The organism is Chryseobacterium gambrini (genome assembly GCF_900156825.1).
GTDB classification, from domain to species: Bacteria; Bacteroidota; Bacteroidia; order Flavobacteriales; family Weeksellaceae; genus Chryseobacterium; species Chryseobacterium gambrini.
The window spans coordinates 105,812-126,147 of sequence record NZ_FTOV01000001.1; the positions used below are offsets into that span (position 1 = coordinate 105,812).

Below are 20,336 nucleotides of genomic sequence, written 5' to 3' on the forward strand. Positions count from 1 at the left end.
TTATTATTCTTTTTCATAAATAACGGCAATGAATTTTGCAGGAATCCATTCTCCTTTTTTGCTGTTCTTGTCTTTTAAATCTTTGAATAGAGTATAAGGACCATTAATTGTCATTGTATATTGGTCCCTATTTTTTAAATTAAATTCATTTGCTATGTAGGAAATGCTAAATTTTTTGCCATTCACAATTTTTTCAATTTGCGGTCTTAAATAGTCATCAATTGCTTTTGGGTGCAGAAATTTTTCATTTTTAGGAAATTGTAATTCAAAAGATCCCTCATAAATAAACGTTGGTTTACTTACATACAAAGTTTTTTCTTGCTTTAAAATTTCTGAATTAAATTGATTGAATTGTTGCTCATCTTTAAATTCCTTTTCATACCATTTATAAGTTAAAGGATATTTTTTTGCTAGTTTTTCTAAAATAGAAACATCAAACTTATAGCTTTCACCATTTGTATGTGCATGATGAAGAGCAGGACTAATGGAAACTCTCCTAACCTCCTTATTTGCTTTATTTAAAATAATACTAAAAGTATTTTGCTCCCATTCATTTTTAGTATTGTCACCATATTCAACAGATTCGATTAGGGAATCAACTATTTTTTTATCTGTAATTAAAAAATTATACTTTTCATAAGTTTTATTTTTATCCCACTTAGGATACATTCCAATTATTTTAACAGAATCTGTAGTTGTTAATTTATCAGATTTTAAAAGTTTATTTTGGCTATAAATATTTTGATTTATTGCTAAAATAACTAACAGAATAATTTTTTTCATTTTCATTAATTAAAACTTTTCAAAATTATTTATTTTCATGAAAATATTCATAGGCTAATCCTTCTAAATCTCCATTTTCAGAAATTAAATTATCATTTTCATCAAATATTTTAAAACTTTGCTGTGAATCTCCAATACTTGCGGAACCATCTAAACCTAGTAAGATGGTGTAAAAAGTATTTGTCAAAAGATCAGAAATTATATCCTTCAATTTTTCAGTTTGAGTTTCATTTAAATTTAATTCTTCAAATTTTAATGAAACAAGAGTTCTATATTCTGCTTGATTATCAAAACATGAATTAAGAATATTTTGTTTTTCTTGGTAGAAGTTTTTTACGAATTCTTTGGTGGTCATTTACTATTTATTTTCTAAAGTTTGTATTCTCTTTTCAGAATTCTTAACATTTAACTGCTCTGTTTTTATAAGAGTTTTCAGAATTTTTAATTGCTTGTTGTTCTCAGATAGTTCTTTTTTTAAGTTTTCGATTTCGGATGAATTTGAATCTTTAAAAAGCTGAATTGCACTTATAATTAAAGCTATGATAGAAATGATTATAGTAATTAAATTCCATTTTTTAGATTCCCATAAAATTTTTCTTTGATAGATAGAGTGATCTCCAGATTTTATAGCTTCTAACCCAAATTTTGTTATATCGTAATAACCTTCTCCTTTGCGAATAAAATAGTCATATCTTAAACCTAAATTAATTGTATTTTCAATGACCTTTATATCATCAATATTTTCAGGGTTGATAGCTAATTCTTTATAATAATCCCGAACATAAAAAGTCGTTTTTCCATCTAGTAATTTAAATAACTTATTAAGTTTTTGTTCGTGTTCATTTGTCATAGTAAAAATTTACAATACTAAAATAAATAATATTCTTCTAAATGTTATATTCTTTATAAAAAACAGGAGCCCTGAAGCTCCTGAAAATATCAATATCTAATGAGTTTGTACAGCAAATAATTTACTTACCTCTTTAGAAGCCTCTACCATTGCAATCAACGCTTTTTCCGTTTCATCCCAATGGCGGGTTTTCAAACCACAGTCGGGATTTACCCAAAGTTGCTGTGCTGGAATAACTGCTTGTGCTTTTTTCAGCAATTCTACCATTTCATCTTTCGATGGAACTCTCGGCGAATGAATATCATAAACTCCCGGTCCTATTTCGTTCGGATATTTGAAATCAGCAAAAGCATTCAGCAGCTCCATCTGGCTTCTGGAACATTCAATCGTAATAACATCTGCGTCCATATCGGCAATATTCTGAATAATATCATTAAATTCCGAATAGCACATATGCGTATGAATCTGCGTCGCATCTTCCACACCGCTCGCTGAAATTCTGAAAGCTTCCACTGCCCATTGAAGATAATGCTGCCAGTCAGATTTTCTTAATGGAAGACCTTCACGAATTGCAGGTTCATCAATCTGGATAATTCTGATTCCTGCTTTTTCCAAATCATTCACTTCGTCGCGAATAGCCAGTGCAATTTGTTTGCACGTTAAAGATCGCGGCTGATCATCACGCACAAAAGACCATTGAAGAATAGTTACTGGTCCCGTTAACATTCCTTTCACCCATTTTTTCGTTAAAGATTGCGCATATTCAGACCAGTAAACCGTCATCGGATTCGGTCTGTACACATCTCCGAAAATAACAGGAGGTTTCACACAACGGCTTCCGTAGCTTTGAACCCAGCCGTTTTGCGTAAACACAAATCCTGATAATTGTTCTCCGAAATATTCTACCATATCATTTCTTTCAAACTCTCCGTGAACCAGAACATCAATTCCTATTTCCTCCTGCCAACGGATCGTTCTTTCAGTTTCTTTTTTCAGCAGATCATCTTATTGTTTGGCATTCAGTTCACCCTTTTTAAATTTTGCCCTCCAGTTTCTAACTTCTTTCGTCTGTGGAAATGAGCCAATTGTAGTTGTAGGGAATAAAGGAAGGTTGAGAATATCCTGTTGAGAAACTTTTCGGATGCTGAAAGGTTTGTTTCTTTTAGCATCTTCCTCGGTAATTACATCTACACGATCCTTCACTTCGCTGTTATGAATTAGAGGTGATGTTTTGCGGCTTTCAATGGCTTTTTTATTTTCAGCTAAAAGCAGGAGTGTGGAATAATCCGGATTTTCTGCGGCTAATTTTTTCAGGGTAACCGTTTCAGAGACTTTCTGTTTAGCAAAAGCCATCCATTGTTTAATTTCGGAGGATAAAACACTTTCGTTGTTCTCCAGATCAAGATCAGAAGGGCTGTGAAGCAATGAGCAGGATGGAGCAATTAAAATTCTCTCCGAACCTATTTTACCTGCTGCCTGTCTAATGAGGCGTAGAGATTTTTCGAAATCATTTTTCCATATATTTCTTCCGTCAATTACGCCTAATGAAAGATGCAATGTTTCCGGAATTACTTTTAAAACTTCCTCCAACTGTTCCGGACAACGAACCAGATCGAGATGCAGCACATTTACAGGAAGAGAAACAGCCAGAGAAAGATTATCTCTTAAACATTCAAAATAAGTAGCTACAATGATTTTCAGATGAGGAAACTGTTTTCTTATTTCGGTATAAATCAGACTGTAAGTTTCTTTTGATTTTTCATCCAGATCTAATGCTAAAAATGGTTCATCAAACTGGATGTATTCTGCTCCGTGAGTTTCAAGCTCTTTAAGAATCTGAATATAAACAGGAAGAATTTTCTGAGCCAGCTCCAGCTTATTGAAACCTTCCTCCTTTTCTTTCCCAAGCAGAATATAGGTTAACAAACCTATGATCACCGGTTTTACATTTATTCCCACCTGCTTAGCATCCAAAAATTCGTTGATGATTTTACGGGAGAACAGCTTAAATTCCTGATTTTTATGGAATTCCGGAACAATGAAATGATAATTGGTATCAAACCATTTTGTCATTTCCATTGCAGTAATGTCCAGACCTTCTTTCTGAAAGCCTCTTGCCATGACAAAATAGAGATCCGTTTCAGATTTTTTAAGAGCAATCTCTTCATAACGTTCAGGAATAGCGCCTAAAGTTAACGTCATATCCAAAACCTGATCGTAAAAAGAGAAATCATTACACGGAATAAGATCAATTCCTGCTTCCTGCTGAAGCTTCCAATTGTTTTGTCGGGTATTTTTCCCGACGTCCAGTAATTCGTCTAAAGTGATTTTGCCCGACCAATACTGCTCGCAGGCTTTTTTGAGTTCTCGGTTGCTACCAATACGCGGATAGCCAAGAATGTGCGTTTGCATTTTCTTTAAAACTTTTAAATTAAACAATAATTAATGTGTATAAAAGTTCTTCTGATGCTTCGCAATGCTTTTGCAGAAGGAAATAGAATGGAGAGGTAAAGATACAGTAAGGACGCAATTTTCCCTTTACATAAGAGAATGCTCTGAAATTTTATCGTTTTGCACAAAGCTTTTTTCTCAGCAATAAGATGAAAAATTTTTTAACCGTATCTTCTGAAACAGATGCAAAAAACAACTGCTGTATTGATGGTTAGCGAATATTTTTTAATTCTTAAAGTAAGAAATTAATATTAAAAACTTTGCAATTAAAATCAAATTAAAATTTAGATTGCTACGTTCAAAAAAGTATCATCTGTCTGACCAAAAAAACTCCAAACCGCGAGAGCATTGTCAATTCGGAACAGGCAGGTCTCCTGACTTGTAACAGCTTTTATCATCCTTCCCGTTTGCACAGTGGATATACGTGGATAAAAACCTTTAGAGTATTACTTACAGTTGCGCGACAGCTCGTGATTTTCACACGATTCCCTATTAATCTACTTTACGTAAAACCTTTTCCGTTTGATGAAGTATGTAAAAGAACTGTTTTGTAAACAAATGTAGGAATTATTTGTTTATTTTTTAAGTAATTCAGAAAATTATTCTGAATGAACAGTTATTTGGATTTTTTCGAGAATGTATTTTACAATAAGCTGTAGTTGCTTATCTCAATCAGATTTAAATCCGGATCTCTGAAATAAACCGATTGTATTTTTCCCAAAGCTCCGGTTCTTTCAACAATTCCTTCGATGATCTCAATATTCTTTTCCTTTAGCTCCTGTAAAACTTCGTGAATGTCGGTTTCGGAAATAAAACAGAGATCCGCAGAGCCACAAGTCGGATGTTCAGCTTTCGGTTCAAATTCTTTTCCTTTCTGATGAAGATTGATTTTCTGATTTCCAAAAGTCAGTGCTTTTCTGTTTTCTCCAAAAACAACGACTTCAAACCCAAGAATAGAGGTGTAAAAATCTACCGTTTTTTCAATGTCTGCAACTGTTAAAACGAGGTGATCTATATTTTTTATTTTCATGTTTGATTTTCAATTATTAAAGACTATTAAAAGGAATTATTTTTTCTTCAGTTAATTTTTTCTTCAGTCGATCAGCATACTGGTGAGCGAAAGTTTCTTTTTCAACTTTAGATAAAGCTGAGTAGTAATCATCGCGAATTTCTTTTGCCTCATAATCTTCATCACTTTCAAAAGGTCTTTCCACAACTTCTAAGTAATGAACATAATGCCCGAATTCATGCAGTAAAGTTCTGTACAATTGGGTATTTCTTGAAGGCTCTAAATTTAACTGAGAAATAAAACGTCTCTTATTTTGTGTAAAAATATGTCCGTCTCCTTTTAATCTTTCAAATTCTTTCTGATCTTCGATGCTTTGTTTTTTAGACCATATTAACTTTTTGTTTAAATCTATTGAGTCTAAAATTATCGCCGGAAAATATTCGTTTTCGTACTCAAAGCTGTAAACAAGTCTTCCCCAAACCGGCGATATTATTTCCTCCTTTCTTTTCGGTTGGCGTAAAACAATAAACTTTAAATCTCCGTAATCTTCTTTAGGAATATTTTCGATTATCTTTTCAAGATCAGAAACAGAACAGGAGTGATAACAGTTTTCGCGAAGCTCTTCTATGATAAATAAAAATTCGTGTCCATTTATTATTTTAGATTCTTTTTCATGCTTACCAATTCTTTCGTAAAAAGACTTTAATGTTCCGTTAGGTGTTGAAATTTTCAATTTATTATTTTGACTGAAACCTTGATTTTCGATTCCTATATTTCTGTTTCTTCTGGTCGCATTGTACATTTTCAGAGCGTAATTATTTTTCGAGATAATTTACATCAAACCATCCTTTATTAAACGTTACTTTTATCGTGTCATTATTCTGAAGATCAAAAATAGATTTTAAACCTTTTGAAACTCTATAGTGGTTAATTTTTTGAAGATCCTCTTTATCATGAATAGAATTTTCATTATTCAGCCAAAAAACTTTCTTTTCTTTATCATGAATTACTTCGTAAGTTTTATTGATTTCCGTATTCTTCGTTTTTGAATTGATTAAAAGCAAAGCATTATCCACCAAAGAATGGAGTCCGAAATAAAATCCGCTTCCGAATATCATTAAACCCAATAAAATTAAAGGCACAGCCGAAAGCGTAATGCTTTTCCTTGAAATGAAAATAATGATTCCGGAAAGAATAGTAAAAATAAAAACCGTGTATTTCCATGAAAACTCTTTGAAATTTTTTATATCGTCGTTTAAATACAGATCTTTTACAAAGGGTTTGAGAAAAAAATCCTGTAACAAAAGAATGATAATAAAAATAATTACCAGAAAATATTTTCTGAAGAATCCTTTTGCATTGATATTATGGTTATTAGTCATCCTTCTTACTCCGTTCTCTGGAAAATATGCGTCAGTTTAGAATTTTTAATAAAATCCTGAATGGGTGTATCTTTTGTAGCATTTTTATCCGTTAATTCAAAATAATAGATCATCAGATTCGGAAACTTCGGATCTTTACAGACCACTTTAAAACGCTTAACCTTTTCATCGGTACTTAAAAAACTCAGTTCAGAACCAGCACTCAGTTTAATATTATTGACTTCAAAAGAATCTTTCCAGTTTTTCTGAAGTTTTGCAAATCTTTTCTGCGTTCTGTCGCTGTCTTCGTTTTCAAATTTATCCACCTGAAATTCTGTTAAAAGCTGAGGATAAACCAATCCTTCTTTAAGCATCGTTTCAGTAATTTTATCAGATTGATCAAAGAAAATCGTTTTATCGTCGAATTTTGCTGTATTGTCCTGCAAAACAATGGTTCCGACAAATTTTCTGTAATTTTTTTTCTTGTAATCGTTTTTAAAATGTTCGGTTACCGCTTTGTCTTTCGGTCCTGCCTTTTCAGTTTTCTGCCCCAAAACATTCATGGACAGCAGCAAAGAAAGACTTAATGAGAATATAGTTTTCATAATTTTTTTACTTCTGATATTTCTATTGTAATAGGTTTTTTAAAGCATCTTTCAGATCCGGAAATTCAAACTGAAAACCTGCTTTCTGAATTTTTTCCGATGAAGCTCTCGAACCTTCCAGCAAAGCCTCAGAAAGTTCTCCGAACATCAGTTTTAAAACAAAAGCGGGAACATTGGGCATAAATAAAGGCTTGTGAAGAACTTCCGCCATTTTTTTTGTCAGATTTTCATTCGTTGTATGTTGCGGCGAATTCGCATTGAATGCTCCATCCAGTTCAGCATTTTTTAAAGCAAATTCGTAAATCGAACAAATATCATTAATATGAATCCACGGCATATATTGTTTTCCCGTTCCGATTGGCGAGCCGATGCCCATTTTTATAGGCGGAAGCATTTTTTTTAAAGCGCCGTCTTTTTCCGAGAGCACCACTGCAGTACGGACTTTAACCACTCTTTCAGCAACATTTTGTTTCTTAAAATAATCCGCAGCTTTTTCCCACAGAACTACCACTTCACTTAAAAAGTCATTTCCCGGACCATCATTTTCAGTAAAAATTTTTTCCGTTGTTTTGGTTCCGTAATAATTGATTCCGGAAGCAGAAATGAAGGATTTTAATCTGATATTATTTTTTTGCAGAGTTTTTAAAAGCAAACCTGCAGAATCTATACGACTGGAAATCAGCTCTTTTTTTCTTTCATCGGTCCATCGCTTTTCCGAAATATTGGCTCCCGCAAGATGAATAATGTGTGAAACATTATCGAAAGCTGTTTCGTCGATTATTCCTTTTCTGATGTCCCATTCAAACTCGTTGCTGTTCTGTTTTTTTCGCGTAAGAAAACGTACAGTATAGTCTTTTTCAAGTTTTTTAGATAATTCTTTGGCAACCAATCCGTTTGCACCTGTAATAAGAACAGTTTCTTTCATGTTAAAAATCTTTGTTGTTTCTAAGCCTGATTTTTTACGATCAGAACAAAATCATCCTCCAGAAGTTTATAGCCGTAATCGTAAATAAATTTATATTCAGATCCGTTTTTATAAACTTTCAGATTCGTTATATAATCGAAATCAAAACCTAAGCCATCAAGCTTGGATTTGGCAACTTTTGTTTTTCCGTCGGTATTTACTTCCGTCAGAATTCTGTAGTTTTTGCGGAGTTTGTTGTTAATGTTCCGCATCAGATTGCTGGAATCCTTGTTCTGTTTGTTATTGTAGGCGTTTCGGCAGGCATCATTACAGAATTTTTTGTCGGATCTGCCGATAATTTTTTCGCCGCATTCGAGACAATTCATACTTTTTTCATTTTGTGTGGATGTTTGTGTTTTTTCTTCAGTAAGTATTTAAACCGGTTATGATTCGGATAACTTCTGTTCGAGGTGATATTATTGAAAATTAAAGCAATAATTAATAGAATAATGCATCCTGAAAGAACAGGAGAAAGAACATACCAATATCCCAGTTCCGGAATTTTCCCAGTCGAACTTACCGCAATCAGTGCAGTTGCTCCGCCGGGCGGATGCAGCGTTTTAGTGTACTGCATCAAAACGATAGAAAAAGCAACAGCCAGAGGTGCAGAAAGCCAGATAATATCCGGAACGATTTTATAGACTGTAACTCCCACTAAAGCTGACAGAACGTGTCCTCCTATTAAATTTCTCGGTTGCGCAAGAGGACTTTGAATGGCTCCGTAAATTAAAACGCTTGAAGCTCCGAAAGAACCGATTAAAAAGATATTTTCTGTAGCAGACAAAGTGTGTGACTGGATGAAAGCAATCATTCCTATTCCGAAAAATGCTCCCAGAAACGACCAGAAATGCTCTTTATAATCTACAAGTGTCTCTTTGTATATTACATATTTTGAAACCCGAAATGTTCTTTTTATTGTCTTCTTCATAGCATTTCAAAGATACAAAATTATCCGTTTGCAAACGATTACAAACGAATTTAAATAGTTTTCTACCGACTCCGGTTCTGAAATTCAGCAACCTTTGCCACAGAGATTTGAGAAAAAGATAACGTCTCTTATCTGAATGTTAAATATAAAAAAAAATAAAGTTATGTCACTAAGAAACAAAGTTACCCTAATCGGATTTACAGGAAAAGAAGTAGAGATCATCAGCTTCGAAAACGGAAATGTAAAAGCAGCTGTTTCTCTTGCAACATCAGATCATTACACCAACGCAAAAGGTGAAAAAGTAGAAGAAACACAATGGCACAATCTGGTAGCTTTCGGAAAAACGGCTGAAATATTCCAGAAATACGTTCCGAAAGGAAAAGAAATTGCGGTGGAAGGAAAGCTTACTTACAGATCGTATGATGATAAAGATGGTGTAAAAAGATACATTACAGAAATTCGTGTAGATGAAATTCTTTTGTTGGGAGGAAAATAATCTAAAAATCACAAGCCATGAAAATAAAAGTTTTTAAAATAGGACTGGATGACAGACATCTTGAAAAAGATCAAAAAACACTGGAAGCATTTCTGGAATCGCACGATATCATAAAGGTAGAAACCGCTTTCGTTCAGGACGAAAAATACTGGTCGGTTGTTCTGTATTTTGAAGAATTGAAAATCGTTCAGCAAAATGTTGTAAAAGATTCTAAAACGGCAAAATACTCCGCAGAAGATGAAGCCTTAAATAATGATGAATTAAAAATACTGGAAGCCCTGAAATACTGTCGCTCCGAAAAAGCGAAAGAACAGAACCTACCAAGCTATTTTATCGCTTCCAATAAAGAACTGATGTCTGTAGCCAAATATAAGCCTGCAAAAAAAGAGGAATTGCGCGATATCAAAGGTTTCGGAAAACACAAAATAGAAAATTACGGTGAAGAAATTTTGGAAATATTAGAAAGTATCTGATCTTTTTGGTTTTGTGAAACAGATATAGGTTTTGAGTATATGAAAGAAATTTCTTTAAAAAAATAAAATTTAAAAAATTGATTTTCATATGTTTTTTTAGTCTTTTCAAGCCTAACAGGTTTTTAAAAACCTGTTAGGTTTAGCATTATTTATTAATAAAGCTTAAACAAGCTTATCTGTAGTAAAAGTCCTTTCAATTCCTTATTTTTGCAGATTATATATATTAATATCATTTATCCATTATAAAATGAAGCCAAGTTTAGCAAAAGGGACGAGAGATTTTACGGCACTGGAAGTTGCAAGAAGAAGATACATCATCAATACTTTACAGAAAAACTTCGAGTTATTCGGATTCCAGCCACTGGAAACACCGAGCTTTGAAAATCTTTCAACATTAACGGGAAAATACGGGGAGGAAGGAGATCGTTTGATTTTTAAAATTTTAAATTCGGGAGATTACACTTCTAAAGTAAATCAGGAAGATTGGGAAAATAAGAATCATCAAAAACTGACTTCTCAAATTTCTGATAAAGCCCTTCGTTACGATCTTACGGTACCTTTTGCAAGATTTGTGGCAATGAATCATAATCAGCTTACTTTTCCTTTTAAAAGGTATCAGATTCAACCGGTTTGGAGAGCGGATCGCCCTCAAAAAGGAAGATTCAGAGAGTTTTACCAGTGCGATGCGGATGTTGTAGGAAGCGAAAGTCTTTTGCAGGAAGTAGATCTGGTTCAGTTGTATCTGAAATCTTTCGCGGAGCTTGGAGTTTCTGTAACCATCCACATCAATAACCGTAAAATTCTTTCCGGATTGGCAGAATTTGCAGGAATTACCGATAAATTAATAGATTTCACGGTAGCTTTGGATAAATTAGACAAAATAGGGAAAGACGGTGTTATAAAAGAATTACTGGAAAGAGGAATTGCTCAGGAATCCATTGATAAACTGGATTTCCTTTTTAACCAGTCGGATGATGCGCTGGAAAATCTTCTTAAGTTAAAAGAAAAGTTCGCAGGAAATCAAACAGGACTGAAAGGGATAGAAGAGCTTGAATTTGTGATTACACAATCTTTAAATCTTGGAGTTGATATTCAAAACCTTGTTTTTGACATTACTTTGGCAAGAGGTCTGGATTATTACACCGGAGCGATTTTCGAAGTAAAAGCAGATGAAGTTCAGATGGGTTCCATCGGCGGCGGCGGAAGATACGACAATCTTACGGAAGTTTTCGGCGTAAAAAATATTCCGGGAATCGGGATTTCTTTTGGTCTGGACAGAATTTATCTCGTGATGGAAGAACTCGGACTTTTCCCTGAAGAAGCTACCTCTAAAGTAGAATTTCTTTTTGCCAATTTCGGAGGAGATGAAACGGTAGAAGCCTTAAAACTGATCAGGCAATTGAGAGAAAAAGGAATTTCTGCAGAAATGTATCCCGAAGCGGCAAAGATTGGTAAACAGTTCACCTATGCTGAGAAAAAAGGGATTAAAAATCTCGTATTCTTAGGCGAAGAAGAAATTAAAAACGGAACGGTAACCTATAAAGATCTTGAAGCAGGAGAACAGAAAACGGTTTCTCTGGAAGAGTTTTTGGGATAAAAATAAAATCAGAAAACTAAAAAGCATCATTAATCCTGATGCTTTTTTATTTTCAGTTGGTACGATTTACTTACAAATTTGTATTTTAGAAAATCATAAATTGTTTTATGCTTTTTTAAACTTTTAAACATGAAAATCAAATGAACAATATTTGTGGATTGTGCGGAACGCCTTTAACATCTATGGATACGCTTTTGGGCGAAAATAAACTGGCGGACAATCATATTCTCTGTAACAAATGCCTGAATGAGGCTTCCAATATCAATAAGGATGTTGTCAATAATCTGCAGCAGTTTTTCCTGCCCGAAATCAGGGGGATTATTTTGCAGGGAAAAATTGGCGAAACTGAAAATTTTGGATCGTCACAAACTTCAAACTTTCAGAGTCCCGAAACACCGTCTTTTGGATTTGGAGGAACAGTGACCAGACTTGATGATATTCAGGATCAGATTGTTGCCCTGAATGCGAGGTTAAGCATCTTTGTAAACAGTGAAGTAAAGGAACTCGTTCATATTTTAGAAAATAATGAAAAGTTAACCGCTATTGCAGAAGGTCTTACCATACCTGCAAAAGTAGAAGGACTTTTATTTTCTACGCAGAGAAGAGTTGTTTTTATTGATAAAAAACTTTTTGGAAATGTACAGAAAGACGAATATCTCTTCGAAAATATCCGTTCTGTAGATCATGTGGAAAGCCTTTTGTATTCAACCCTGAAAATTTTCTCTAAGAACGGTTCCGTGGCTGAATTTAAGCTTCATAATAAAAATGACGGAAAGAATTTCTGCAATGCGGTTAATCAATATCTGAATGGTACGATCAGTCAGTCTGCTTCACAACAACAACAACAACAACAACAACAACAACAACAACAACAACAACAACAACAACAAATTCAGTCTTCGTCTTTTAATTTGTACAATATGCAGGTTTCTGAGAATCCGTTTCAAAAGCCTGCCGATTCAAATCCGGTACAGCAAAATTCCGGTATACCAAAAGAAGCACCTGAAGTTATTTTTGAACAGTTGGAAAAACTTGGAAAACTTCGGGAAATGGGCGTTCTGACAGATCAGGAATTTACGGAACAGAAGAAAAAATTATTAGACCGACTTTAATATTCAGAGTGTCCGTTTAGAAGACTGATTTTAAAATTTGACAGCAAAAGAAATTGATAGATTGTTTTTAAAAGATATAGATCAAAGATTTTTTAAGATGATGTGATCTTCAAATTCATTTATATCTTTTGTCTATGTATGATCAGATCAAAAAGCTAAACGGATTAAATCAAAAATAATTATTTACAATGAACAATCATTGCGGGTTGTGTGGAAAAGAACTGACTTCAATCGACACGATGTTGGGCGAAAATAAACTGTCTGACGGAAATATCATCTGTAATTCATGCCTTGAAAAAGCGAGTGCGATGAACGAAGAACTGCTTTCGGATCTTCATCGGTTCAGTTTGAAAGATATTGAAAATCTCCTCCAAAACGGAGAAATTACTCAAGAGGAAACCGTTCAGGAAAATATTGCCGAAAATTTACCTTCAGTAGCAGATTCAGAGCATAATGTGTTGTCAAAAGATCTTTATAAAAAAAGACTGAAAGAGATAAAAAAGCAACTGGAAAGTTTGAGAGCCAATCTTTCTTTGTTTACAAAAGGAGAAATTAAAGAACTTCCGTATGTTCTTGATCTGGATGAGAAAATTTTAGCGATTATAGATGCTCAGTTCGCCAAAACAACGGATGCGGGAATTTTGCTCGTTACGCCCAAAAGAATCATTTCGGTTTCCAAAGCGATGTTTTCTCCGGCAAAAGTGAATGAATTTCTCAATGATAATATTCTTGAAGTAAGCTTCGTCAAAAACTTTGTGTCGCCGAACATCAGAATTCATACAAAAGAAAAAACGGTTGAGTTTGAATCGTTCTTCAATAAAGATTATGCTGAAGATTTTTACCATTTCATCAGTAAAATTTATAACAAAGAAGCTACCAAAGCCTCATCTCCGGAGCAGAATACTGTTTCCGAAAGCGTTCTGGAACAGCTCGAAAAATTAGGGCAACTGAGAGAAAACGGTATTTTAACAGAGGAAGAATTTACATCACAAAAGAAAAAACTATTAGAAAAACTATGATAAAAGCAATTTTTTTTAAAATATTCAACGGAAAATGGTCTGCGCCGTTTTTTATTTCATCTGTCGGTATTTTTTGCTGGATATGGATGCTTATTTTGCCGGTAAACAAGATTATCTGGAATTTGTGCTTCATAACGCCGATAATGGTTGCTTTGGGGTATATTATTTTAGGAATATCAAAAATTTTTAAGAAAAGATTCAAAGAAGGTCTTGTACAGGTCGTTCTTTCGGTCGTATTTATGTTTATTACGGCTGTTTTCTTTACGGTTCTGCTTCCCAAAAGTCCTTACAAAGAATATAAAGGAGATATTTACAACCCCAATAATGTGAAAGTAGATATGCCTTTAAAACTATCTTTTAGTGACGAAAAGCCATTATTTAAAGTCGATAAACCGGAAGTGATCCTTTATGATTATAATCAGCCCGGAACCTATAAATATCAGGTTTTCCTTAATAAAATTGAAAAAGGAACTGTTTATCTGAAAATGTTTGATCTTACCACCAACAGAATTTTATCTGAAAAAGAAATTGCAAAAGATACTAAAGTGAAAGTGGAAAATCCTAGTGATGAACTGAAAGAATTCCCTTTGAGTAAACAGTTTAACGTACAGGAGGGAGATTGGGGAGATTATTACGGAAGCAGAGTGGAAGTGTGGTTTAAGCCGGAAGATGCTTCACAGCCTGAAAGAAAGCTTTTGGTTAAAAACTATGTGATTCAGGGTTGGTAATTTTAATATTTTAATGCTGATTAAGAAAACTGTACTAATTTCAGAATTAACCGCAAAAGAGACAAAAGACTTTAGTGGATTTATGTAAAGTATTTCAAAAGTCTGCAAAGAAAAAAAATCTTTGATGTTTTAAACTTATCTGCTCTTTTTTCCATTTAGGTATTAAACTTAAATAACTACTGTGTTAAAATCTTTTGTGGTAAAAAAGTTTAAACAGATTTATAAATAAAACTAAAAACAATGGAAAATTATCTTGAAATCAACAAAAATTCATGGAATGCCAAAGTAGAACCTCATCTCAAATCCGATTTCTATTTTGTAGATGAATTTTTGCAGGGAAGAACTTCGTTAAATTCAATTGAATTAGATCTTTTAGGAGATGTAAAAGGTAAAACTATTCTTCATTTGCAGTGTCATTTCGGGCAGGATTCTATTTCGCTGTCAAGAATGGGCGCGAAAGTTACGGGAATCGATTTGTCGGATAAAGCCATTGCAGCAGCAAAAGATCTGGCTCAGAAAGCAGGAACCGATACAGAATTTTTCTGTACAGATCTGTACAGTCTTCCCGATGTTCTCGATCATAAATTCGATATTGTTTTTACAAGCTACGGAACAATCGGCTGGCTTCCCGATCTCGCAGAATGGGCAAAAATCATTACCCGTTTTCTGAAACCGGAAGGGAAGTTTGTAATGGCAGAATTTCATCCTGTAGTCTGGATGTACGATGACGATTTCAAAGGCGTACAATACAACTATTTCAACGAAAAGCCGATTGTGGAAACCTATGAAGGAACTTACGCAGATCAGTCCGCAGATATTGTTCAGGAGTATGTGATGTGGAACCATTCTCTGGCGGAAGTTCTTCAGAATTTAATGAATCAGGATCTTCAGATCAAAAAGTTTCAGGAATTCGACTGGTCGCCGTATCCATGTTTCAGGCACGTTGAAGAATTTGAAAAAGGAAAATGGAGAATTCCTCAGTTCGGAAATAAAATTCCTTTGGTTTTTGCCATTGAAGCACAAAAAAAGTCATCGTAATAAAAACTACGATGACTTTCCTGTATATATGAATGTTAAAATAAACTATTTATAGTCTAGCTTACCGCTTCCTGAGCCTTATTCTTAAGATCTTCCGCTTTATCCTGAGCCTGAGAAGCTACGTCGTTGGCTTTATCTTTTACCTGCGAAGCAACGTTGTTGGCTTTATCTTTAAGATCATTTCCCCATTTGTTTAGGTTGTCTTTTGCAGTGTTGATTTTATCTTTCACTATTTGCTTATCTTCTTCAGAAGAATTTTTGTATTTCCAGTATGCAAGTGCTCCTAATCCTAATAACGCTAATAAGCCTTTTGTCTTATTTCCCATGATTTCTATTTTTTTAAGTTAATATTAAAGTTTGATGTTAGTAATCATGTAAAATGTGTGCCAAAAAAATAAACAGACTTATAAAATAATGTTAAATTTAATTGAAAACTTCATAATTTTCTCCGTCAAAACTTGCAAAAACCATAGTGGGATAAGAATCCTGGTGGTATATATTTCCGTTTTTATCAATAGCAATCGCACCTGCAAAGCCATCAATGGTTTTTAATTCGTCGAAAGTTTTTGTAAACGCTTCTTCTATCGTCATGCCGTCGGTAACTCTGGTTACAATTTTCGTTGCGGTGGCATTGCTTACAATATCTTCACCCACTCCGGTACAGCTTACCGCACAGAAAGAATTCGCATAATTTCCGGCAACAGTAGCCGAATCGGATATCCTTCCCGGGATTTCAAAACCTTTTCCTCCGGTAGAAGTGGCAACGGCTAATTTTCCGTCCTTATCAATCGCTACACAACCTACCGTTCCTTTTCCGCCATTTTCAAGTTTCGCTTCATATTCTTTTCTCCTTTGCGGAATTTCGGTTGAAAAATTCTCGAAACCATGTTCTGTAGCATAATTTTTTGCGCCGCTTCCTCCCAAAACCCGGTCGTCTTCTTTCATCAGCTCTTTCGCCACAAAAACAGGATTCTTCACATCCTGAATATTGATAACACCGCTTAATTTCTGCGTTGCTCCATCCATAATCGCTGCACTCATCCTGATCACGCCATCACTCTGGATCTGCGAACCGATTCCTGCATTGTAAAGCTCATCATCTTCCAGCAAAGAAACAGCGTACGCAGCCGTGTCAAATGCAGAGTTGGTTTTTAAATATTCAAATGCTTTCTGAGCAATGCTTTTTAATGAATTCTGTTTGGCTGTTTTTACTTCGTGGCTCTGGTCGCTTTCCGAGAAAAATCCGCCGTGGATGATTATTTTCATATATTCTGATGTCGTTTATATTTTATTTGGAGCTTACTCCCGCTATCCACTGTATCTTTTGGGTTACGGACTCCGCTTTGCTCCGTCCGCAACCCAAAAGGATGCCGTTTCTATCGGGGCTAAGATTTTCCTGCATATTTCAATCGTTCACTGTGCTTTTCACTGGTCACGAATCTCATTTATATTGCAATCCTGAGATTCTTTCTATCCACGATAAAATTAAGCATCAATCCTTATTGAAAATTTTGGATTTTCATGCGCCTTAAAGATTTGAGACGAATAAAAATCTTGCTTCTTTGCGTTTTCAAACAGGAATATTTTATTTAAAAAAGTTCGCTGTAAATATCTAAAATTGTCACAGGAACAATTCACCATTTACCATTCACATTCTACTTTTCCTGCGGGATCGGATTAAACTGAGAGTTCTCAATCGTCAGCGCTTTAGTCGTAAGATCATAATGATCGTTCATCGACATTACGTGAACCGTTAAATTATCAATAGAAATAGGCTCTCCAAGATTAATATTCGTAAGATTCGTGTCTTTAATAAACCTTCCGTCCACCAGAATCACCAGTCCCGAACCTACCGCCGTCATCACATCATTATGGATGAACAATCCGGTATCTTCTCCCAGACCGATTCCCAGAGTTCTCGGATTGTTTACCACCGCCTGAAAAAGTCTTCCGATTCTTCCTCTCTGTACAAAATGCGTATCGATAATCACATTATCAATCAGTCCCAAACCCTGAGTGGTTTTAATTTCTCCTTTCAGCAAAGCTTCGGAACTGCTTCCCTGATAAATCATATTCTCCGATGCCGCAGCGGCTCCGGCAGAAGTTCCTGAGTAGATGAAATCCTGTTCCTGATATTTCAGTAAAATGGTATCGTGAAACCTTGTTCCGCCAAGAATTGAAGTCAGTCTCAGCTGATCTCCACCTGTAAACATCACCACATCTGCAGCATTGGCTCTCGCAACAATAGCATCAGAATTCGCTTCCTCACGGTTATGAATATCAAGGATGTTTACATTTTTAGCGCCTAAAAACTCGAAGGCTTTTTTATATTCGGAACCTACAATTTGCGGAATCTGAGAGGCAGTGGTGATAATCTCAATAACGGAATTCTCTTTCAATTTAGATTCATTAATAATCTTTCGAAGAATTCCCCTCTCAAAAAAATTCAGGTTTTTTTCTACACTTTGATCAAAATCGGTTTCTGCAAAACTTCCTTTGTTTACAGCACCTCCGATAACAATTAATTTTCCAACAGGTTTCATCATAGGGTGCAAATTTAAAAAATAATTAACATTTGAGAAAGGATTAAGAGGGATTGATAATCAATAAGTGAAAATAAAATTTAAAAAGCAGGTATGAGAAGTGATTGTGAGAATATTTAAGTTTTACAAAAATTAAAATTAGAGCCTTTTTTTAAGCTATCGCCATCTTTTTCTTTTATAATCAGTATTTTGAACAAAAGTTTAACTCATCTTTTTGTTATTTTTGTGGTTGTGTAAAAGAATAGAGTTATTTTTTTAATAAAAGTTCAGCCAATTTCTGTCTTTAATACCATCAAATAAAAACAATGATGAATTGTTAATTGCAGCCATTGAGCTGAATCATAAATTCAATATATATTTAACACAGTAAATTTCTAAACCAGATCACCAATGTTTCACCCTCATCATTTATTAAAGTCCCTGTTTTTATTCTTAAGTTTTTTCTCCTATGCCCAGATTTCCGTAAGCGGAAATTTTTCTATGAAACCTGATTCTTATGAAGCCATGGTTATTGACAGCAGTTATCAGAATATTTACTATAAAGCAGAATTTGTTAAAGATCCCAAAAAGAAAAAGCTGGAAACAACTTGTGTTCTCCAGATAGGAAAGAAATTTTCTAAATTTTCAGATTTTAATGTATTGCGCAAAGATTCTTTAATGGAAAAATACAGTCATTTGGAGAAAATAGGAGCTAAAGAATTAGGTCAGTCCCTTAATTTAGCGGAAAAATGGAGAAGTATTTTAATTAAAAATTTTCAGGAAAATAACATTACGGTACAGGATAAAACAAATATTACTTACCAATATGAAGAAAAACAGCCCGCTCTCGACTGGAAACTTGAAAACGAGACCAGAGAAATCCTTGGGTATATATGCCATAAAGCCACTACGAAGTATCGGGGAAGAAAATATGCAGCATGGTATTGCAAAGAAATTCCAATTAACAACGGTCCTTACATTTTTCAGAATCTTCCCGGTTTAATTTTAGAATTGGAAGACAGCGACAATAATTTTCATTTTACAGCTATTGCAATGGATAAAAAGATAAATGGAGTCTATCTGAGAAATGAAAAAAGAATTCTTCATATAACCCGAGAGCAGTTTAGAAAAGCATTGCAAACGTATCATGACAATCCCGGCTTTTTTCATGGAAAAGCGTATAACGAAGATGGTAGCCAGATCGCTGTAAAATCTCCTCCTCTTCCGTATAATCCCATCGAATTGGAATAAGTTTCAGCGGAGGGTAAAAGGTATTGTCTCTACTGAAAACAGCAATTTCCCAAGCGTAAAAACAGATTGATCCTTCTGAAATAGATTTCAGCTTAAAGGTAAACGCAATTCATCCCACAGAGAACAGCATTTTGATGGACGAAAAGCCCTGTTGACCTTTGTGTGCAGTCATTTTGTCCGGAGTCTCCAAATAATTACCCTGCAAACCAAAGGTTTTGACCTGATGAAAAATCTCATTCACTCTAGTTTACAAGTTATTCAATAAATAATTAACTTATTGACTTATCTCTTTTACTAATAAACGTTTCGACATGTTCAGGTTGAAGATGTTTAAATATTGCGGTTGGTATTCGAGGTGTCATCCTGAGCTTGGCGAAGGATCTCTGTTAGAAAACGCTTGCTAATTTTTAATCCCATCAAGAACAGATTTTTTCTAATCCATATTTTTTATTTGCTTACCATGAGTAAGGATGATTCTCTTTGTCAGATACTATTATTGCTTAGTTTTCAATGATTTGGAGGTATACTGAAAAAGTGAAATAAATATCATTATTGAAAAATATGTTTAACTATATATTGAATTTGTAATAAAAATTATTATATTAGTATTAAATTAAAAACCAATAACCATGTATATCAAACAGGAAGAATATCTTCCGCTGGCAAAAGACCTTATCGCCAGTTTCAGCAGGGATCTTTTGCTTTTTGCAGAGGAAGATCACAATTATACGCAGGCATATAAAGATGCTTTTCAGTCGAAAATTACAGAAGTAGAGCAGAAAGAAGCCAGTAATACAGCTCTGGTGAAGCAGAAACAGGCTACTCAGGCTCTGTATCTGTTAGGAGAAGATCTGAAAAAACCTCTTAAAAGTTTAAGAATACGCATTGAAAGAGCAGGAATTCCCACTAAACTCACCACACAGATTCTGACGGATATTAAGAAACGCAATTTCGAAGGAGTCGGCAGTAAGCTTACAGATCTTATTTCATTAGTCAATGCCCATCTTACGGTTTTACAGGATAAAGGAATGAAAAGTACGATACCTCAGGATTTACAGGATTTTCAACTGGCTATTGCCGCAAAAGCCGATGAGCAGAAGCTGTTCATGAAAAAAATCTACATTCAGTAATACCCCAAAACTTTGTCAA

22 protein-coding genes, 1 pseudogene and 1 riboswitch are annotated in these 20,336 nt (G+C 34.4%); of the genes and pseudogenes, 9 read left to right on the forward strand and 14 right to left on the reverse strand.

Annotated features, from left to right (window positions below; all coding sequences use genetic code 11):
• Window positions 1–3: 3 nt before the first annotated feature.
• From BW951_RS00445 to BW951_RS00495, 11 genes and pseudogenes are all read right to left on the reverse strand, one after another.
• Entirely contained in the window at window positions 4–789 is a 786-nt protein-coding gene (locus tag BW951_RS00445; RefSeq protein ID WP_076389968.1) for a hypothetical protein, read from the reverse strand.
• 19 nt (window positions 790–808) lie between these two features.
• Window positions 809–1,138 carry a hypothetical protein gene (locus BW951_RS00450; protein WP_076389970.1) on the reverse strand — a complete coding sequence of 110 codons (330 nt, stop codon included), beginning with the start codon at window positions 1,136–1,138 and terminating at the stop codon, window positions 809–811.
• Between the two features lie 3 nt (window positions 1,139–1,141).
• The gene (locus BW951_RS00455) at window positions 1,142–1,633 is read right to left on the reverse strand and encodes a hypothetical protein (RefSeq protein WP_076389973.1); all 492 of its coding nucleotides are present in this window, start codon (window positions 1,631–1,633) and stop codon (window positions 1,142–1,144) included.
• A 96-nt stretch (window positions 1,634–1,729) separates the two neighbouring features.
• Window positions 1,730–4,045, reverse strand: a pseudogene (gene metE / locus BW951_RS00460) (5-methyltetrahydropteroyltriglutamate--homocysteine S-methyltransferase).
• A 386-nt stretch (window positions 4,046–4,431) separates the two neighbouring features.
• Window positions 4,432–4,616: riboswitch (cobalamin riboswitch) on the reverse strand.
• Window positions 4,617–4,727: 111 nt separating this feature from the next.
• Window positions 4,728–5,114, reverse strand: coding sequence for a VOC family protein (locus BW951_RS00465; protein ID WP_076389975.1), 387 nt, complete (start codon window positions 5,112–5,114; stop codon window positions 4,728–4,730).
• A 16-nt stretch (window positions 5,115–5,130) separates the two neighbouring features.
• Entirely contained in the window at window positions 5,131–5,895 is a 765-nt protein-coding gene (locus BW951_RS00470; RefSeq protein WP_076389977.1) for a hypothetical protein, read from the reverse strand.
• Window positions 5,896–5,908: 13 nt separating this feature from the next.
• The gene (locus tag BW951_RS00475; protein ID WP_076389979.1) at window positions 5,909–6,475 is read right to left on the reverse strand and encodes a hypothetical protein; all 567 of its coding nucleotides are present in this window, start codon (window positions 6,473–6,475) and stop codon (window positions 5,909–5,911) included.
• A 5-nt stretch (window positions 6,476–6,480) separates the two neighbouring features.
• On the reverse strand, window positions 6,481–7,059 hold the full coding sequence (locus BW951_RS00480; protein ID WP_139326067.1) for a hypothetical protein: 579 nt from the start codon (window positions 7,057–7,059) through the stop codon (window positions 6,481–6,483).
• A 22-nt stretch (window positions 7,060–7,081) separates the two neighbouring features.
• Window positions 7,082–7,984 (reverse strand): TIGR01777 family oxidoreductase, encoded by a 903-nt coding sequence (locus BW951_RS00485; protein WP_076389983.1) that lies wholly within the window; start codon window positions 7,982–7,984, stop codon window positions 7,082–7,084.
• 20 nt (window positions 7,985–8,004) lie between these two features.
• Window positions 8,005–8,349: a hypothetical protein gene (locus BW951_RS00490; protein WP_076389985.1), complete on the reverse strand. Its 345-nt coding sequence runs from the start codon at window positions 8,347–8,349 to the stop codon at window positions 8,005–8,007.
• Window positions 8,346–8,951 (reverse strand): HPP family protein, encoded by a 606-nt coding sequence (locus BW951_RS00495; RefSeq protein ID WP_076389987.1) that lies wholly within the window; start codon window positions 8,949–8,951, stop codon window positions 8,346–8,348. The genes BW951_RS00490 and BW951_RS00495 overlap by 4 nt, the downstream gene beginning before the upstream one ends.
• Before the next feature lie 163 nt (window positions 8,952–9,114).
• On the opposite strand from BW951_RS00495, the gene BW951_RS00500 reads away from it, so the two are divergent.
• The 7 genes from BW951_RS00500 to BW951_RS00530 all read left to right on the forward strand — a co-directional run bounded on the left by BW951_RS00500 (window position 9,115) and on the right by BW951_RS00530 (window position 15,414).
• Window positions 9,115–9,447: a single-stranded DNA-binding protein gene (locus BW951_RS00500; RefSeq protein WP_076390529.1), complete on the forward strand. Its 333-nt coding sequence runs from the start codon at window positions 9,115–9,117 to the stop codon at window positions 9,445–9,447.
• 17 nt (window positions 9,448–9,464) lie between these two features.
• Window positions 9,465–9,920: an HRDC domain-containing protein gene (locus BW951_RS00505; protein WP_076389989.1), complete on the forward strand. Its 456-nt coding sequence runs from the start codon at window positions 9,465–9,467 to the stop codon at window positions 9,918–9,920.
• A 247-nt stretch (window positions 9,921–10,167) separates the two neighbouring features.
• Window positions 10,168–11,517, forward strand: coding sequence for a histidine--tRNA ligase (gene hisS, locus BW951_RS00510; protein WP_076389991.1), 1,350 nt, complete (start codon window positions 10,168–10,170; stop codon window positions 11,515–11,517).
• A gap of 140 nt (window positions 11,518–11,657) precedes the next feature.
• Window positions 11,658–12,629, forward strand: a complete 972-nt coding sequence (locus BW951_RS00515) for a PH domain-containing protein (RefSeq protein ID WP_084196326.1) — start codon at window positions 11,658–11,660, stop codon at window positions 12,627–12,629.
• A gap of 188 nt (window positions 12,630–12,817) precedes the next feature.
• Window positions 12,818–13,648, forward strand: a complete 831-nt coding sequence (locus BW951_RS00520; RefSeq protein ID WP_076389995.1) for a PH domain-containing protein — start codon at window positions 12,818–12,820, stop codon at window positions 13,646–13,648.
• Complete coding sequence (locus tag BW951_RS00525) at window positions 13,645–14,376, forward strand: hypothetical protein (RefSeq protein ID WP_076389997.1); 732 nt, start codon at window positions 13,645–13,647, stop codon at window positions 14,374–14,376. Before BW951_RS00520 ends, BW951_RS00525 begins: the two co-directional genes overlap by 4 nt.
• A 240-nt stretch (window positions 14,377–14,616) precedes the next feature.
• Window positions 14,617–15,414, forward strand: coding sequence for a class I SAM-dependent methyltransferase (locus tag BW951_RS00530; RefSeq protein ID WP_076389999.1), 798 nt, complete (start codon window positions 14,617–14,619; stop codon window positions 15,412–15,414).
• A gap of 56 nt (window positions 15,415–15,470) precedes the next feature.
• On the opposite strand, the gene BW951_RS00535 is transcribed toward BW951_RS00530, so the two are convergent.
• The 3 genes from BW951_RS00535 to BW951_RS00545 form a co-directional block, all read right to left on the reverse strand.
• Window positions 15,471–15,740: a YtxH domain-containing protein gene (locus BW951_RS00535; protein ID WP_076390001.1), complete on the reverse strand. Its 270-nt coding sequence runs from the start codon at window positions 15,738–15,740 to the stop codon at window positions 15,471–15,473.
• A gap of 97 nt (window positions 15,741–15,837) precedes the next feature.
• Window positions 15,838–16,680, reverse strand: a complete 843-nt coding sequence (locus BW951_RS00540; protein ID WP_076390003.1) for an isoaspartyl peptidase/L-asparaginase — start codon at window positions 16,678–16,680, stop codon at window positions 15,838–15,840.
• 389 nt (window positions 16,681–17,069) lie between these two features.
• Window positions 17,070–17,957 (reverse strand): cyanophycinase, encoded by an 888-nt coding sequence (locus tag BW951_RS00545; protein WP_076390530.1) that lies wholly within the window; start codon window positions 17,955–17,957, stop codon window positions 17,070–17,072.
• Window positions 17,958–18,347: 390 nt separating this feature from the next.
• Between BW951_RS00545 and BW951_RS00550 the strand changes: the two genes are divergently transcribed.
• Window positions 18,348–19,187, forward strand: a complete 840-nt coding sequence (locus BW951_RS00550; protein ID WP_076390005.1) for a GLPGLI family protein — start codon at window positions 18,348–18,350, stop codon at window positions 19,185–19,187.
• Between the two features lie 629 nt (window positions 19,188–19,816).
• Window positions 19,817–20,317, forward strand: a complete 501-nt coding sequence (locus BW951_RS00555; RefSeq protein ID WP_076390007.1) for a hypothetical protein — start codon at window positions 19,817–19,819, stop codon at window positions 20,315–20,317.
• The last annotated feature ends 19 nt before the right edge of the window (window positions 20,318–20,336 follow it).

Excerpts from the sequence above, each read along its gene's own strand:
- BW951_RS00445 (WP_076389968.1), bottom strand. The coding sequence starts at position 789 with ATGAAAATGAAAAAAATTATTCTGTTAGTTATTTTAGCAATAAATCAA.
- BW951_RS00450 (WP_076389970.1), bottom strand. The coding sequence starts at position 1,138 with ATGACCACCAAAGAATTCGTAAAAAACTTCTACCAAGAAAAACAAAAT.
- BW951_RS00455 (WP_076389973.1), bottom strand. The coding sequence starts at position 1,633 with ATGACAAATGAACACGAACAAAAACTTAATAAGTTATTTAAATTACTA.
- BW951_RS00465 (WP_076389975.1), bottom strand. The coding sequence starts at position 5,114 with ATGAAAATAAAAAATATAGATCACCTCGTTTTAACAGTTGCAGACATT.
- BW951_RS00470 (WP_076389977.1), bottom strand. The coding sequence starts at position 5,895 with ATGTACAATGCGACCAGAAGAAACAGAAATATAGGAATCGAAAATCAA.
- BW951_RS00475 (WP_076389979.1), bottom strand. The coding sequence starts at position 6,475 with ATGACTAATAACCATAATATCAATGCAAAAGGATTCTTCAGAAAATAT.
- BW951_RS00480 (WP_139326067.1), bottom strand. The coding sequence starts at position 7,059 with ATGAAAACTATATTCTCATTAAGTCTTTCTTTGCTGCTGTCCATGAAT.
- BW951_RS00485 (WP_076389983.1), bottom strand. The coding sequence starts at position 7,984 with ATGAAAGAAACTGTTCTTATTACAGGTGCAAACGGATTGGTTGCCAAA.
- BW951_RS00490 (WP_076389985.1), bottom strand. The coding sequence starts at position 8,349 with ATGAATTGTCTCGAATGCGGCGAAAAAATTATCGGCAGATCCGACAAA.
- BW951_RS00495 (WP_076389987.1), bottom strand. The coding sequence starts at position 8,951 with ATGAAGAAGACAATAAAAAGAACATTTCGGGTTTCAAAATATGTAATA.
- BW951_RS00500 (WP_076390529.1), top strand. The coding sequence starts at position 9,115 with ATGTCACTAAGAAACAAAGTTACCCTAATCGGATTTACAGGAAAAGAA.
- BW951_RS00505 (WP_076389989.1), top strand. The coding sequence starts at position 9,465 with ATGAAAATAAAAGTTTTTAAAATAGGACTGGATGACAGACATCTTGAA.
- hisS (WP_076389991.1), top strand. The coding sequence starts at position 10,168 with ATGAAGCCAAGTTTAGCAAAAGGGACGAGAGATTTTACGGCACTGGAA.
- BW951_RS00515 (WP_084196326.1), top strand. The coding sequence starts at position 11,658 with ATGAACAATATTTGTGGATTGTGCGGAACGCCTTTAACATCTATGGAT.
- BW951_RS00520 (WP_076389995.1), top strand. The coding sequence starts at position 12,818 with ATGAACAATCATTGCGGGTTGTGTGGAAAAGAACTGACTTCAATCGAC.
- BW951_RS00525 (WP_076389997.1), top strand. The coding sequence starts at position 13,645 with ATGATAAAAGCAATTTTTTTTAAAATATTCAACGGAAAATGGTCTGCG.
- BW951_RS00530 (WP_076389999.1), top strand. The coding sequence starts at position 14,617 with ATGGAAAATTATCTTGAAATCAACAAAAATTCATGGAATGCCAAAGTA.
- BW951_RS00535 (WP_076390001.1), bottom strand. The coding sequence starts at position 15,740 with ATGGGAAATAAGACAAAAGGCTTATTAGCGTTATTAGGATTAGGAGCA.
- BW951_RS00540 (WP_076390003.1), bottom strand. The coding sequence starts at position 16,680 with ATGAAAATAATCATCCACGGCGGATTTTTCTCGGAAAGCGACCAGAGC.
- BW951_RS00545 (WP_076390530.1), bottom strand. The coding sequence starts at position 17,957 with ATGAAACCTGTTGGAAAATTAATTGTTATCGGAGGTGCTGTAAACAAA.
- BW951_RS00550 (WP_076390005.1), top strand. The coding sequence starts at position 18,348 with ATGTTTCACCCTCATCATTTATTAAAGTCCCTGTTTTTATTCTTAAGT.
- BW951_RS00555 (WP_076390007.1), top strand. The coding sequence starts at position 19,817 with ATGTATATCAAACAGGAAGAATATCTTCCGCTGGCAAAAGACCTTATC.